The following is a 13,513-nucleotide window of genomic DNA, read 5'->3' on the forward strand; positions in this document are numbered from 1 at the left end:
AACGCCCGGACACATTCCGAACCCGGAAGCTAAGACTCGCAGCGCCGATGGTACTGCAGGGGGGACCCTGTGGGAGAGTAGGACACCGCCGGACATAATTTCGAAGAGAGCCGCCCAAGGTTGGGCGGCTCTCTTTGGTTTAACACCAAAGACGCATGCTGGTCAGCGCGCACTGTGTGTGCGCACGTTCAGACCACAGGGCCGCCCGAAGGGCGGCCTTGTGGGTGTTCTTCTTCCATCTTCAGGCCTGCGTTATGGTCTACGAGGTGTTCTACGCCCTCGCGCACGCGGCGGTTCCGCGCGTCGCCGCGCCGGGGGTTAGAGCACGACGCGCGTCAGCTTGAACACGGGGATCAGGCGCTCGGTCTTCTCCTGGTAATCGGCGTAGGGCGGGTAGGCCTCGACGGCGCGCGCCCACCAGACCTCGCGCTCCTCGCCCTCGAGCTCGCGGGCCTCGTAATCGTGCTTCTCGCCGCCGTCCTGCAGTTCGACGTGCGGGTGCTTCTTCACGTTCCAGTACCAGACCGGATGCTTCGGGGCCCCGCCGAGCGAGGCTACGGCCGCGTACTCCCCGTCGTGCTCGACGCGCATGAGCGCGGTCTTGCGGAGCTTGCCCGACTTCGCGCCGACCGTGGTGAGCACGATGATCGGCATGCCCCTCAGGGTGTTCGACGACTCGCCGTGCGACGCCTCGAACGCCTCGGCCTGCTTGCGCGCCCAGGCCGACGTGCCCGGCTCGTACTCGCCTTCCAATGGCATGGATCCTCCTCGATGTGCTGTCTGTCGACGATAACCCGGCGCCGCACCGGGGCATTCCACAGGGTGGTGCCCCTGCACCTCCGGCGCGGGCCGGCTCAGCGGTCGAGCGCCCGGATCGCGAGCCACGCGGCGGTGCGATCGTCGGGGTTGCCCATCGAGAGGCCGGTGAGCTCCTCGACGCGGTGGATGCGGTTCGTGAGGGTCTGCCGGTGCACGCCGAGCTGCTCGGCGGCCACGCCCCACGAGCCGTGCTCGGCGAGGTAGACGCGCAGCGTGCGGGTGAGTTCGGCGTGCAGGCCGTCGTCGCCGCGCAGCGGGTCGAGCACTTCGGCGAGTCGGGCGTTGTCGCCGGGGTCGAGCCGATCGAGCACGAGGGCGACCGTGGGCAGCGCGCGGTACCGCGACACGGTGAGGGCGTCGGTCACGGCCACGTCGAGCGCCTGCCTCGCCTCGGCGGCGGTGCGGGCGAGTGCGTCGGATGCCGCGGGGGAGCCGAGCCCGAGACGGAGCGGAGTACGGGCGTCGGCCGTGACGTCTTCGACGCGGCGCACGAGGTCGTCGACGCGGTCGTCACGGAGGAAGCCGAGCAGATGCCCCGGCTCCTCGGTGATGAGGTGCACGCTGCCGAGCTCGTCGAGCCAGCGGGTCACGAGGCGTTCGAGGTCGACCGACTTCGACCTGGCGGTCAGCGCGAACCCGGTGAGTGAGCTCTCGTGCACGCCCCAGCGGCGCAGCAGCGCGGCTGCGGCCGGGCCGCCGTCGAGGAGGGTGTCGATCATCACCTCGCGTCCGAGCCGTTCGGTCGTGGTGCGGTCGTGCGTGCGCAGGATGAGGTCGAGCAGGGCGGCCGCCTGCGAGGCGAGGTCGCGGCCGCGGCTCATCGACGCCTCCCGCGAGGAGATGACGAGGTAGGCGCTGAGGTCTTCGCCCGTGCCGACGGGGTGCACCTGCAGGCCCGGATGCCGCACCCGCACCGGCCTGCTGAACGCGACGGCGACCGCGTCCTGCACGTGCAGCCCGCCGGCGCCCGCGGTCGAGATGACCTGGCCGTGCGGGTCGAGCAGCACCGCCCAGCCGTCGATGCGGCGGGCGAGCTCGGCGACCACCGCGCCGACGCCGCCGCGTCGCGCGACCTGGGTGAGCACCTTCGTGCCCGTGGTCACGAGCCGGTCCTCTGCGGCCTGGTCGGTCGCGAGCAGGGCGACGAGCAGCGGATGCAGCACGGCATCGGATGCCTCGGCGCCGACGATCGCCGTGGCCCCCGTCGACTCGACCGCCCGTCGAAGCGCCCGGGTCGCGCCGTGGCTGACGAGCACGGTGCCGCGCAGCGCGTCGGCGCGCGGGCCGCCGGCGGTGAGGGCGGTCGCAAGGGGTTCGGCACCGGCGACGACGAGGGTCGCGAAGCCGGGGTGGCCGACGACGCTGAACTCCTCGAGCCGAAGGGCGGCGTCGACCGGTGTCGCCGGCGCGATGCCGTCGCCGATGAGCTCGCCGCCGAGTACGCGGGCGATGGAGAGCACGTCACGAGCCATGCCATCGAGTGTACGAAATGCCGCGGCATCCGCTCATCGTTCGACATTCTTCGCAGTGACTCGAGGCGTCGAGCCTGCCTAGCATCGGGCGTACCCCAGCACTGATCCAAGGGAGCATCATGAAAGCCATCGTCTTCCGCGCACCGGAGACGCCGATCGAGGTCGCCGATGTCGAGCTCGCCGCCCCCAAGGCCGGCGAAGTCCGCGTCAAGATCGCGGCGGCGGGCGTCTGCCACTCCGACCTGCACGTGAAGCGAGGGGAATGGGACGCCCCGGCTCCGCTCGTCATGGGTCATGAGGGGTCGGGCGTGGTCGTCGAACTCGGCGAGGGCGTCACGTCGCTCGCCGTCGGCGACCACGTGGTGCTCTCGTGGGTGCCGCCGTGCGGCGAGTGCCGCTATTGCCGCTCGGGCCACGAGGCCCGCTGCCAGAAGGTCGCCACCGTCGTCGCGCCGAAGGGCGTGCTCTTCGACGGCACCTCGCGCCTGTCGCAGGGCGAGGAGTCGCTGCACCACTACCTCGGCGTCTCGTCGTTCGCCGAAGAGGTCGTCGTGCCGGCATCCGGCGCCGTGAAGGTGCGCGACGACGCCCCGCTCGACGTCGTCGCGGTCGTCGGCTGCGCCGTCGCGACCGGCGTGGGCGCGGTGCTCAACACCGCCGCCGTCGAGCCCGGCTCGACCGTCGTCGTCATCGGCTGCGGCGGGGTCGGCCTGAACGTCGTGCAGGGCGCCCGTCTCGCGGGCGCCGAGCGCATCGTCGCGGTCGACGTGCGCGCCGACAAGACCGCGCTCGCGGTGCAGTTCGGGGCCACCGACCAGATCGACGCCTCGCAGGTCGACGCGGTCGAGGCCCTCTTCGCGCTCATCCCCGACGGCGTCGACTACGCCTTCGACGCGATCGGGCGCACCTCGACGACCGAGCAGGCGATCCGCATGCTGGGCCTCGGCGGCGCCGCCGTGATCGTCGGGCTGCCGCCGACCGGTGCCAAGGCCTCGTTCGAGCCGCTCGTGCTCGCCGAGGCCGACCAGCGCATCCTCGGCTCGAACTACGGCTCCGTGCGCCCCTCGATCGACATCCCCGCGCTCGTCGACCGCTACATGGACGGCCAGCTGAAGCTCGACCCGCTGATCTCGGCCCGCCGCCCGCTCGCCGAGGCCGCCGAGGCGTTCGAAGACCTCGAATCCGGCGAAGCGCTCCGCACGCTCCTCATCCCCTGACCGCTGCAGCACCCGACTCACTGGAGAGTTCCCCCATGACCACCACTTCCGAAGCGCCGGCTGCCCGAGCCGACGCCCCCACCGACGCCGGCCTCCGCCGCGGCGTCATGAGCGGCCCCGAGCTCGCGGCCCAGGCGATCGCCAACATCGCCCCGAGCGCGGTCATCGCGTTCACCGCGGCCGGCATCTTCATCGGCGCGGGCAACGGCACGATGCTCTCGTTCGTGCTCGCCACGATCGTGATCCTCGCGGTCGGCTACTGCGTCGCCGTCTTCGCCAAGAAGCACGCGTCGGCGGGCTCGCTCTACACCTATGTCGCCAAGGGCCTCGGCCCGTTCGGGGCGTACCTCGCCGGCGTCGCGCTGCTCATCGGCTGCTGGGGCATCGCCGCCGGCTCGCTCGGAGGCTCGGTCTCCTACATCAACCAGTTCCTGCTGCTCATCGGCGTGCCGTTCGAGGGCGTGTTCGCCCAGATCACGCTCGCGATCGTGCTCGGCGGACTCGCGACGCTCTTCACGATCCGGGGCATCCGCCTCTCGGCGCGCGTCTCGCTCGTGCTCGAGCTCGTCTCGGTCGCGATCATCCTCGTGCTGCTCGTGCTCGCGCTCGTGTGGGCCGGCCCGAACGCGTGGGACCCGGCGCAGTTCTCGCTCGAGGGTGTGCCGTTCCAGGGCGTCGCCGCGGGCATGGTGCTCGGCATCCTCGGCTTCGTCGGCTTCTCCTCGGCCGATGCCCTCGGCCGCGAGGCGAAGAACCCGTACAAGGCGATCCCGCGGGCGATCATGTGGAGCGCCCTCGGCGTCGGCGTGCTCTACGTCTTCTCGGCGTACACGCAGATCGCGATCCTCGGCGACGACCTCGCGACGGTCGCGAGCCCGCTCGAGGCGATCTCGGCGCAGATCGGCATGCCCGCCTGGTTCGGCCCAGTGCTCACCTTCGGCGTCGGCGCCTCGTTCTTCGCCGTCGTCGTGGCCCCGCTCAACGTCGTCGGCCGCATCATCTACGTGATGGGCAAGGAGGGCGTCGTCGCCGAGCGATTCGGTCGTACCCACGAGCGCCACCTCACCCCGCACCGCGTGCTGCTCGTCGCCGGACCCGCCGCGATCGTGCTCGACGTCGTGCTGCTGGCGATCGGCGTGCACCCGATGGACATCGTCGTGTGGGTCGACACCTACGGCACCTACGGCTACATGGTCGCCTACGCCCTCGTCGCGATCGCGTGCGTCGTCTACACGCGACGCGAGAAGATGCGCAACGGCCTGGTCTGGGTGTGCGCCACGGTCGCCGTCGTCGCCATGGTCTACGTGTTCTTCGCGAACGTGTGGCCGGTGCCGGCGTGGCCGCTCAACGTCATCCCCTACCTGTTCCTCATCACGATGATCGCCGCGCTCGCCTGGTACCTGCACCTCGCCAAGCGCCGCCCCGAGGTGATCGCGAACATCGGCAACACCGAGACCGACGCGCTCGAGGGCGTCGGCTAGGTCGCGTCCACCAGTTCCCGGGCCTCGCCGTCGCCTCAAGCCCGACGGCGGGGTTCCGGCACCGTACCCGCGCCTCCCTGGGCTCCCCTACAGCCATCAGGGAGGCGCGGTTCTGTCGGAGCGGGCGTCGCCTAGGCTTCGAGGATGTCGCTCGACGCATCGGTACGTCCCGAGGCCGCCATCATCGCTGCCGTGTCGCGGCTGCACGAGCTCGGATTCCAGGGGGTGCGGGTGGCGGCGAACTACTACGCCACCGGGCACTGGCGGTGTCGCGTTCTGGTGCCGGAGCCGGGCGACTCGATCGGCTGGGCCGGCGAGCGGAACATCCTCCTGGCGTACACGAACGCCTCGGGTCAGGACGTCTTCCGGGATGGCCGCACCGACTGGGGCGTCGTCGCGCTCGCCGACCGGCTCGCCCGAGCGGCTCAGGAGGTTCCTTCGGCCGTACGGCCGGACCCGCAGTACGCCGCCTGGCTCGCCGAGCTGCGGCGCCGCACGGCGGGCGGCTGGTTCGTGATGTGGGAAGACGCATACCTGCCGGAGCAGATGTGGGAAGCCCGAGGACTGGTGAGGTTGGTCTATGCCGATCGCGCCGCCGCAGAGGCGGACGCCTCCGATCCGGCGCATTTCAGCGTGGACGAGAACGGCTGGTCGCTCTCCGGCACGATGCCGGCACCGCCCATGCCGTGAGCGATCCGAGTCGGAGTGACCGCCGATCGATCCCGAGGTGATCGCGAACATCGGCAACACCGAGACCGACGCGCTCGAGGGCGTCGGCTCGGTTCCGTCGACCGGACTCCGGGGCCTCGTCGCCGCTTCAAGGCCGGTTTCCGGCTGCGTCAGAGCTGCGGCCGCAGCACGTCGTACGCCCAGGAGGCGAGCGTCGTCGGCGTGGTGCTCTGCGCGGATCGCGGCTGCTCGGGAACGAAGCCGTCGCGGAGGCCGGTGGACATGCCCATCAACGCGTCGACGAGGGTGCCGGGCATCCCGTCGCCGCGCATCCCGTCGCGCATTGCGTCATCCGGGATCCGTTCGACGCGGAGTGGTCGGCCGGTCGCCTCGGACAGGATCTCGGCCACCCGTCGCCAGGTGAGATCCTCCGGCCCGTGCACGGCCTGCACGTGCCGGCCGCTCCACCCCGTCGAGAGCAGTCGGGCGACCGCGACCTCGGCGATGTCGCGCGGAGCGACCCAGGCCATCGGGTGATCCAGGGGGAGGATGACCTGCAGGCTGCCCGATCGCACCTGGTCGAGCTGGAGTTCGAGGTTGCTGAAGAAGTACCCGCAGCGCAGATGGGTCACCGACGCCGCGGTGCCGTCGAGCGCGACCTCGGTGGCGGCGAGACCGTCGATCTCACCTGCGCCGTGACGCTTCTCGGCACCGACACTGCTCTGGAGGACCACGCGCGCGATGCCGTTGTCGTCGACGGCTCGCACCACGCTGGCGGTGGCGCGACGGTAGTCGTCGAGCGGATCGGCGCTCGCCGCGGGCGGGTCCACCCAGTAGAGCGCGTCGACATCGGATGTCGCTGCGCTCACCGCCTCGGCATCGAACTGGTCGACCGCGAACGCGTCCACCAGCGGCCGGATCTCAGGGTCGAGCCGCTCGGGGTCGCGGGCCAGCACGAGAGGTCGCACGCCCGCGCGAACGAGCATGGCGACGACGTGGCGACCGACCCTGCCGGTCGGGGTGGTGACGGCGATTCGCATGAGTTGAGTCCTTTCGTCGAGATGATCGACCCACCGTAGCGACGGAGGCGGACAGATCCTGGCCGCCATTACCCGCACAATGGAGGAATGGAGAGCGATCCGACCGCGCGTGCCCTGTCGCTGCTGTCGGTGCTCCAGACGGGCGCCGACTGGAGCGCGGCCGCGCTCGCCGAGCGGCTCGGGGTCAGTGCGCGAACCGTGCGGCGAGACGTCGATCGGCTCCGCGGACTGGGGTACGCGATCGTCGCCCGACCGGGGCCGGGGAGCGTGTACCGGCTGGGCCCTGGGTCGACGATCCCGCCGCTGCTCTTCACCGCCGATGAGATCGGGGCGATCGTCGCGGGGCTGCGGCTGATCGCCCCGCGTCTGCAGGGGGACGAGAGTGCCCGAGTCGCACTCGCGAAGCTCGAGCAGGTGCTGCCGCCCGGGCTTCGCCGTCGAGCCGATGCGATCGACCTCGCCACCGAGGTACTCGAAGAGGATCATGCCGTCGCGGCGCAGGACGTCGGCATCGTCGCCGATGCGGTGGCCGAGGGCGGACGCATCCGGTTCGCCTACCTCGACCGCAACGCGGCCTCGTCTGCCCGGCTCGTCGACCCGTACCGACATGTGCTCAGGGCTGGTCGGTGGTACCTCGTCGGCTTCGATCTCGATCGTGAGGAGTGGCGCACGTTCCGCTTCGACCGCATCTCCGACGTCGAGCGAGTTCCGGGCACCTATCGGCGTCGGGACTTCCCTGATGCCTCGATCGGCCGCTGGTTCGCCACGGACTTCGGCAGGCTCGGCTGAACGATGCCGTCATCGGCGGCGCGTTCAGCGGTTCGCGGGCTCCCAGCCGAGGCTCGGCGCGACGTGCTCGGCGAAGGCCGCGATCATCCGCAGGTTCAACTCGACGCCGAGCTGGCTCGGGATCGTGAGCATGAGGGTGTCGGCCTCGCGGATCGCCGCGTCGCGCAGCAACTGCTCGACGAGCTTGTCGGGCGTGCCCGTGTAGGTCTTGCCGAACGTCGAGCGCATGCCGTCGATGTAGCCGACCCCGTCGCCGTCCTGGCGGCCGCCGAAGTAGAGCTCGTCTTCGGCCGTCGTGATCGGGAAGATCGAACGGCTCACCGAGGTGCGCGGTTCGCCCGGGTGGCCGGCCTCGCGCCAGGCCGCGCGGAACGTCTGGATCTGCTGCGCCTGCAGCTCGTCGAACGGCAGGCCGCGGTCTTCGGTGAGCAGCGTCGACGACATGAGGTTCACGCCGCGACGCCCGGCCCACTCCGCCGAGTCGCTGTTGCCGGCGCCCCACCAGATGCGCGAACGCAGGCCGGGGGAGTACGGCTCGATGCGCTGCAGGCCGCTGCCGCCGCCGAACGGCGACGAGGCATCCGCTTCGGCTATGCCCTTGCCTTCGACGGCCTCGAGGAAGCGGTCGAAGTGCTCGCGGGCGATGTCCGCGCCGCGGGGGTCCTGCGAGCCCGTGTAGCCGAATGCCTCGTAGCCGCGCACGACCGTCTCGGGTGATCCCCGGCTGACGCCGAGTGCGAGCCGGCCGCCCGAGATGAGGTCGACGGCAGCCGCCTCCTCGGCGAGGTGGAGCGGGTTCTCGTAGCGCATGTCGACGACGCCGGTGCCGACCTCGATGTGCCTGGTGCGCGCCGCGATCGCCGCGAGCAGCGGCATCGGCGACGCCTGCTGGCGGGCGAAGTGGTGCACGCGGAAGTACGCGCCGTTCACGCCGAGCTCGTCCATGCCCTGGGCGAGGTCGATCGCCTGCAGCATGGAGTCGGCGGCGGAGAGTTCGCGGCCGCCGCCAAGGGGGCCGTAGTGTCCGAATGAGAGCGTTCCGAAGCGTTGCACGACTGGTGGAACGATCGGGCGCCAGCCTCTATTCCTGTGCATGGATGCCTCGCGGTGCCGTCTCCGGCCGCATCACCTCGGCTCGGGGATCGCGTTGATGAGCGCGGCGAGGTCAGCGCCCGCGTCGAGGAGGGCGAGCGATCGCGTCGCGATTCGATCGAGGCGCCGTCGCAGGATTCGAGTCGCCTCGTCGGCATCCTCGAACGATTCGAACGATTCGAGCGCCCCGAGGAGCTCACGGACGGTCGGGATGCCGGTGCCGGCGTTGCGAAGCGCCACCACGATCCGGGCGGCACGAATCGCTGGGACCTCGTAGCGACGCGTTCGATGCGAGGTCACTCGATCCGGCCGGACGAGCCCCTCCTGTTCCCAGAACCGCAGCGTCGACGTGCGCACGCCGAGCGCGCCCGCGAGCTCAGTGATCGTCATCGCGTCACGATCCGGTTCGCGCTCCAGCGCCTCCGGTTCACCGCTGATCGCCATGATCGCCTGCCCGGCTCGCAACGTCTCGGCCCGTTCGCGTGCGAGCGTCGCGTGAGCGGCATCGATCGTCGCCACGCGTTCGGCGACGCCCTCGGTTCGAAACGCCGCCATCGTGCTTCGCGCGCTCACCGGGCCGGCCGCGCCGGCGAGTGCCCGGTAGCCGCGGAGAGCCGCGACATGGATCGGCCCGTACGAGCGGTAGCCGTTCGCGGAGCGAACGGCAGGCGGGATGACGCCGAATCGCTCCAGGTCGCGGACCTGCTGCACCGAGTAGCCCGATGCGCGGGCGACATCGATGGTCCGGAGCACGGGACCGGTGGCGCTCTCCGGCTCGTTCATGGCTGAACCCCACAGAAGCACTTGAAGGTGACACTTGAACCATGAGTATGCAGCAGATCATCGAGAAGGTTCGGACGTTCGACGGCGTGCTCGTGGTGCAGCCCGGGCCCGACAGCGGGCTCCCGGAGCTGGCCTGGGGTGACGCGTTCTTCTACTACGCACCCGATGGGCGGATGCCCACGAACGTGCAGCCGTACGGCACCATCGTCACCAAGGACTATCCCGACGACACCTCTTCCGAGCTCGGCGACGGCCGGTGGCGGGTGAACGTCCACGTCGGCCGCGCGACGTTCGTCGAACTCGCGGGCGAGGACCCGCGACGCCTGAGCCGAAGTCGTGACCTCGCGGCCGTCGATGTGGTGATGCCCCACCCGGTCTACGGCGAACTCGGCTGGCTCGCCGTGGTGAACCCGGGTGCCGCGACACTGGAGCTGGTCGTCCGGCTGCTCACCGAGGCGCATGCCGCAGCGCGCGCCCGTTTCGAGCGACGCCGTACCTGACCTCAGCCCCGCGCGAGCACCAGCGAGAACTCGATGACCCCGTCGGGCTCGACCGAGACGAAGCCGAGGTTCGGCGCCTCGACGCCGAAGTCGGCGAAGGTGATCGGGATGCTGCCGGCGACCTGGCCGTCACCGCCGTTCCAGACCGCGTCGAGGTCGACGGTGACCGCACGCGTGACGCCCGCGAGGGTGAGCTCGCCGGTCGCCTGCACCGTCTGCACCCCGCCGACCACGGGCGTGGTGTCGACCGTGATCGGCTCGGTCAGCACGAAGGTCGCGGTGGGGAATTCGTCCGTGCGCAGGGCGGTCGAGCGGAAGTACTCGTCGCGGTTGCCCGAGTCGGTCGCGATCGACGCGACGTCGACCTCGAGCGAGGCGGCGGTCAGGCTCAGCCCGTCGACGGTGAAGGAGCCCGTCACGTCGGAGGTGCGCCCGGTCACCGTCACGTCGGTGCCGTTCAGCATCTCGTCGACGCGGTAGCCGGCGAACGAACCGCCCGCCACGATCCACTCGCCGGTGAGATCGGATGCCTCGGTGCCCGCCTCGGCCGTCGCGGGCGGCGCCGCCGTCACCGACGGTGCCGACTCGGCCTCGCCGACGATGAGGTCGCGGTAGACGATCGGTCCTGCGATGGCGGCGGTCGCACCGAGCGCGAGCACGCCGGCGACGATCGAGGCGGTGATGATCTTCGTGCGCTTCTGCACTGCGGCTCCTCGGGGTCGGGCTTCGAGCTTCGCCGATCACGGTATGAGAACGCAGTGAATGCGTCGCGACACTGTCGAGATGACGGCGGATGACGCAGACTGTCGTGCATGAGCGACCCCGATGACGCGATCGACTCCCACCTGCTCGGGCCGGACCTGCTGCCCACGCCGTTCACCGCCGACGAGATTCGGAACGCGAGCGGCTCGGGCACGACCATCCGCATCCTCGTCGAGGAGCCAGACGGCGGCGCGTTCGAGCGCGTCAACCGCTTCAGTGACTGCGACGACGACGGCGCGATTCTCGAACGCTGGCGCGTCGCGCCGGGCGGCGGTGTCGATGGGGAGGTCGCACGCGGCCGGGTGACGTGGCGCGAGCTGCAGGGGCACGCCGCATTCCCCGCGGCGACCACGAGCCGGCGCGAGGAGATGCTCGATCTGCCGATCGGCCGGGTCGAGTGCCTGCGCTTCGACACTCGCGACGACGAGGCTCCGGATGCCCCGGTCGAGACGTTCTGGTTCGCCCGGGCCCTTCCGGGCATGCCGGTGCGGTTCGAATCGCCCACGCCCGCCGGAGTCGTGCGCACCACGGTGCTCGCCGTCGAGGTCGTGCGCTGACGGCCGCGGGTCTCGCGGACTCCGGCCGATTGCTGGCGGGCCACGGGGCATCCGTCTAGCGTGAGGTTCGGGGGAGATTCGGCGCGGAAGCCGGAATACCAGCCCTCTCGACAAAGTTGAGTTAAGTACACTCAAGTTTTGAACGAAGGGAGAGCCTGTGGCCAACATGCAGGGTGCGCCGAGCACGCAGGAGGAGCAGAAGTCGGCGCTCGAACAGTACGGCGTCAACCTCACCGAAATCGCGAAGGCGGGCAAGCTCGACCCCGTGATCGGGCGCGACTCCGAGATCCGCCGCGTCAGCCAGGTGCTCGCGACGCACGAAGAACAACCCCGTGCTCATCGGCGAGCCCGGCGTCGGCAAGACCGCCGTCGTCGAAGGACTCGCCCAGCGCATCGTCGCGGGCGACGTCGCCGAGTCGCTGAAGGGCAAGCAGCTCATCTCGCTCGACATCTCGGCGCTCGTCGCCGGTGCGATGTACCGCGGCCAGTTCGAGGAGCGGCTGAAGGCCGTGCTCAAGGAGATCAACGACGCCGAGGGCGAGATCATCACCTTCGTCGACGAACTGCACCTGCTCATGGGTGCGGGCGGCGGCGAGGGATCCGTCGCGGCCTCCAACATGCTGAAGCCCATGCTCGCCCGTGGTGAGCTGCGGCTCATCGGCGCGACCACGCTCAACGAGTACCGCGAATACATCGAGAAGGATGCCGCGCTCGAACGCCGCTTCCAGCAGGTGTACGTCGGCGAGCCGAGCGTCGAAGACACGATCGCGATCCTCCGCGGACTCAAGGGCCGCTACGAGGCCCACCACGGGGTCACGATCTCCGACGCCGCGCTCGTGGCGGCGGCATCCCTGTCGAACCGCTACATCTCGGCGCGCCAGCTGCCCGACAAGGCGATCGACCTCGTCGACGAGGCCATGTCGCGCCTCAAGATGGAGATCGACTCGAGCCCCGTAGAGATCGACCAGCTGAAGCGGCAGGTCGATCGCATGAAGCTCGAGGAGCTCGCCCTCAAGAAGGAGAAGGACGACGCGTCGAAGGAGCGGCTCGCGAAGCTGCGCGAGACGCTCGTCGAGCAGGAGCGCGAGCTCGCCGGCCTCGAAGCCCGCTGGGCGCGCGAGCGGATGTCGCTGAACCGCGTCGGCGAGCTGAAGAAGCAGCTCGACGAGGCCGTCACGCAGCGCGACCGCGCCATGCGCGAGGCCGACTACGCGAAGGCCTCGAAGCTCGAGTACGAGACGATCGCCCGGCTGCAGCGCGACCTCGAGGAGGCCGAGCGGGCCGAGCAGGCCCCCGATGAGCCGCGCATGGTCAACGAGCAGGTCACTGAAGAGGACATCGCCCAGGTCATCGCCGCGTGGACGGGCATCCCCGTCGGTCGGCTGCTGCAGGGAGAGACCGAGAAGCTGCTGCACCTCGAGCAGGAGCTCGGCAAGCGACTCATCGGCCAGAAGCGCGCCGTCGCGGCGGTCGCCGACTCGGTGCGCCGCTCGCGCGCCGGCATCAGCGACCCCAACCGGCCGACCGGGTCCTTCCTGTTCCTCGGCCCGACGGGCGTCGGCAAGACCGAGCTCGCGAAGGCGCTCGCGGAGTTCCTCTTCGACGACGAGCACGCCATGGTGCGCATCGACATGTCGGAGTACGGCGAGAAGTTCTCGGTCTCCCGGCTCGTGGGCGCGCCCCCCGGGTACGTCGGCTACGACCAGGGCGGCCAGCTCACGGAGGCCGTGCGTCGTCGCCCCTACTCGGTGATCCTCTTCGACGAGGTCGAGAAGGCGCACCCCGAGGTCTTCGACGTGCTGCTGCAGGTGCTCGACGACGGGCGTCTCACCGACGGCCAGGGCCGCACGGTGGACTTCAGGAACACCATCCTGATCCTCACGTCGAACCTCGGCTCGCAGTACCTCGTCGATCCGAGCCTCAGCTGGGACGAGAAGGAGCAGGCCGTGCTCCAGACCGTGCGGCAGGCGTTCAAGCCCGAGTTCGTGAACCGGCTCGACGACATCGTCGTGTTCTCCGCGCTCAGCGAGGAGGAGCTCGGCGAGATCGTCAACCTCTACATCGACCGGCTCTCGTCGCGGCTGCACGAGCGGCGGCTCCAGCTCGGGGTCACCCCCGATGCCAGGGCCTGGCTCGCCGAGCGCGGATACGACCCGCTGTACGGCGCGCGGCCGCTGCGCCGGCTCATGCAGCACGAGATCGACGACCGGCTCGCCCGGGCGCTGCTCACGGGCGAGGTGCGCGACGGCGACACCGTCGTGGTCGGGCTCGCCGACGATGGCGACTCGCTCACGGTGGCACGGGCCGACGCCTCGGCCGACTAGGCGAACAC

At 70.4% G+C, this 13,513-nt stretch carries 12 protein-coding genes, 1 rRNA gene and 1 pseudogene; 8 read left to right on the top strand and 6 right to left on the bottom strand.

Going from position 1 to position 13,513, the window contains the following annotated elements; all coding sequences use genetic code 11:
- Positions 1 to 94: ribosomal RNA gene (gene rrf, locus BUR99_RS06070) — 5S ribosomal RNA — on the top strand; the annotation flags it as partial.
- 224 nt (positions 95 to 318) lie between these two features.
- Here rrf and BUR99_RS06075 read toward each other — a convergent pair.
- Positions 319 to 759: a nitroreductase family deazaflavin-dependent oxidoreductase gene (locus BUR99_RS06075; protein ID WP_074259521.1), complete on the bottom strand. Its 441-nt coding sequence runs from the start codon at positions 757 to 759 to the stop codon at positions 319 to 321.
- 95 nt (positions 760 to 854) lie between these two features.
- Positions 855 to 2,291 carry a PucR family transcriptional regulator gene (locus BUR99_RS06080; protein ID WP_074259522.1) on the bottom strand — a complete coding sequence of 479 codons (1,437 nt, stop codon included), beginning with the start codon at positions 2,289 to 2,291 and terminating at the stop codon, positions 855 to 857.
- Between the two features lie 119 nt (positions 2,292 to 2,410).
- On the opposite strand from BUR99_RS06080, the gene BUR99_RS06085 reads away from it, so the two are divergent.
- From BUR99_RS06085 to BUR99_RS06095, 3 genes are all read left to right on the top strand, one after another.
- The gene (locus tag BUR99_RS06085) at positions 2,411 to 3,508 is read left to right on the top strand and encodes an alcohol dehydrogenase catalytic domain-containing protein (protein ID WP_074259523.1); all 1,098 of its coding nucleotides are present in this window, start codon (positions 2,411 to 2,413) and stop codon (positions 3,506 to 3,508) included.
- A gap of 107 nt (positions 3,509 to 3,615) precedes the next feature.
- A complete protein-coding gene (locus tag BUR99_RS06090; protein WP_394327835.1) occupies positions 3,616 to 4,989 on the top strand; it encodes an APC family permease in 1,374 nt (457 codons plus the stop codon).
- A 144-nt stretch (positions 4,990 to 5,133) separates the two neighbouring features.
- The gene (locus BUR99_RS06095) at positions 5,134 to 5,679 is read left to right on the top strand and encodes a hypothetical protein (RefSeq protein ID WP_074259525.1); all 546 of its coding nucleotides are present in this window, start codon (positions 5,134 to 5,136) and stop codon (positions 5,677 to 5,679) included.
- Between the two features lie 149 nt (positions 5,680 to 5,828).
- On the opposite strand, the gene BUR99_RS06100 is transcribed toward BUR99_RS06095, so the two are convergent.
- Positions 5,829 to 6,698 (bottom strand): NAD(P)H-binding protein, encoded by an 870-nt coding sequence (locus BUR99_RS06100; RefSeq protein ID WP_074259526.1) that lies wholly within the window; start codon positions 6,696 to 6,698, stop codon positions 5,829 to 5,831.
- 87 nt (positions 6,699 to 6,785) lie between these two features.
- On the opposite strand from BUR99_RS06100, the gene BUR99_RS06105 reads away from it, so the two are divergent.
- The gene (locus BUR99_RS06105) at positions 6,786 to 7,487 is read left to right on the top strand and encodes a helix-turn-helix transcriptional regulator (protein ID WP_074259527.1); all 702 of its coding nucleotides are present in this window, start codon (positions 6,786 to 6,788) and stop codon (positions 7,485 to 7,487) included.
- 24 nt (positions 7,488 to 7,511) lie between these two features.
- Here BUR99_RS06105 and BUR99_RS06110 read toward each other — a convergent pair whose 3' ends face one another.
- Together BUR99_RS06110 and BUR99_RS06115 are read right to left on the bottom strand one after the other, a co-directional pair.
- Complete coding sequence (locus BUR99_RS06110) at positions 7,512 to 8,540, bottom strand: LLM class flavin-dependent oxidoreductase (protein ID WP_074259528.1); 1,029 nt, start codon at positions 8,538 to 8,540, stop codon at positions 7,512 to 7,514.
- Positions 8,541 to 8,612: 72 nt separating this feature from the next.
- Positions 8,613 to 9,362, bottom strand: a complete 750-nt coding sequence (locus tag BUR99_RS06115) for a MerR family transcriptional regulator (protein WP_074259529.1) — start codon at positions 9,360 to 9,362, stop codon at positions 8,613 to 8,615.
- 41 nt (positions 9,363 to 9,403) lie between these two features.
- Between BUR99_RS06115 and BUR99_RS06120 the strand changes: the two genes are divergently transcribed.
- Positions 9,404 to 9,862, top strand: coding sequence for a DUF6194 family protein (locus BUR99_RS06120; RefSeq protein WP_200802697.1), 459 nt, complete (start codon positions 9,404 to 9,406; stop codon positions 9,860 to 9,862).
- Positions 9,863 to 9,864: 2 nt separating this feature from the next.
- On the opposite strand, the gene BUR99_RS06125 is transcribed toward BUR99_RS06120, so the two are convergent.
- Positions 9,865 to 10,566, bottom strand: coding sequence for a YceI family protein (locus BUR99_RS06125; protein ID WP_074259531.1), 702 nt, complete (start codon positions 10,564 to 10,566; stop codon positions 9,865 to 9,867).
- Between the two features lie 108 nt (positions 10,567 to 10,674).
- Here BUR99_RS06125 and BUR99_RS06130 point away from each other — a divergent pair, with 108 nt between their 5' ends.
- Positions 10,675 to 11,181 carry a hypothetical protein gene (locus tag BUR99_RS06130; RefSeq protein ID WP_074259532.1) on the top strand — a complete coding sequence of 169 codons (507 nt, stop codon included), beginning with the start codon at positions 10,675 to 10,677 and terminating at the stop codon, positions 11,179 to 11,181.
- Between the two features lie 166 nt (positions 11,182 to 11,347).
- Positions 11,348 to 13,505, top strand: a pseudogene (locus BUR99_RS06135) (ATP-dependent Clp protease ATP-binding subunit).
- Positions 13,506 to 13,513: the final 8 nt, after the last annotated feature.

The sequence above is a fragment of the Agromyces cerinus subsp. cerinus genome, assembly GCF_900142065.1.
In the GTDB taxonomy this organism is placed as follows: Bacteria; Actinomycetota; Actinomycetes; order Actinomycetales; family Microbacteriaceae; genus Agromyces; species Agromyces cerinus.

What these genes read in the sequence shown, in the direction of transcription:
- BUR99_RS06075 (WP_074259521.1), bottom strand. Translation starts at nt 759, where the DNA reads ATGCCATTGGAAGGCGAGTACGAGCCGGGCACGTCGGCCTGGGCGCGC.
- BUR99_RS06080 (WP_074259522.1), bottom strand. Translation starts at nt 2,291, where the DNA reads ATGGCTCGTGACGTGCTCTCCATCGCCCGCGTACTCGGCGGCGAGCTC.
- BUR99_RS06085 (WP_074259523.1), top strand. Translation starts at nt 2,411, where the DNA reads ATGAAAGCCATCGTCTTCCGCGCACCGGAGACGCCGATCGAGGTCGCC.
- BUR99_RS06090 (WP_394327835.1), top strand. Translation starts at nt 3,616, where the DNA reads ATGAGCGGCCCCGAGCTCGCGGCCCAGGCGATCGCCAACATCGCCCCG.
- BUR99_RS06095 (WP_074259525.1), top strand. Translation starts at nt 5,134, where the DNA reads ATGTCGCTCGACGCATCGGTACGTCCCGAGGCCGCCATCATCGCTGCC.
- BUR99_RS06100 (WP_074259526.1), bottom strand. Translation starts at nt 6,698, where the DNA reads ATGCGAATCGCCGTCACCACCCCGACCGGCAGGGTCGGTCGCCACGTC.
- BUR99_RS06105 (WP_074259527.1), top strand. Translation starts at nt 6,786, where the DNA reads ATGGAGAGCGATCCGACCGCGCGTGCCCTGTCGCTGCTGTCGGTGCTC.
- BUR99_RS06115 (WP_074259529.1), bottom strand. Translation starts at nt 9,362, where the DNA reads ATGAACGAGCCGGAGAGCGCCACCGGTCCCGTGCTCCGGACCATCGAT.
- BUR99_RS06120 (WP_200802697.1), top strand. Translation starts at nt 9,404, where the DNA reads ATGAGTATGCAGCAGATCATCGAGAAGGTTCGGACGTTCGACGGCGTG.
- BUR99_RS06130 (WP_074259532.1), top strand. Translation starts at nt 10,675, where the DNA reads ATGAGCGACCCCGATGACGCGATCGACTCCCACCTGCTCGGGCCGGAC.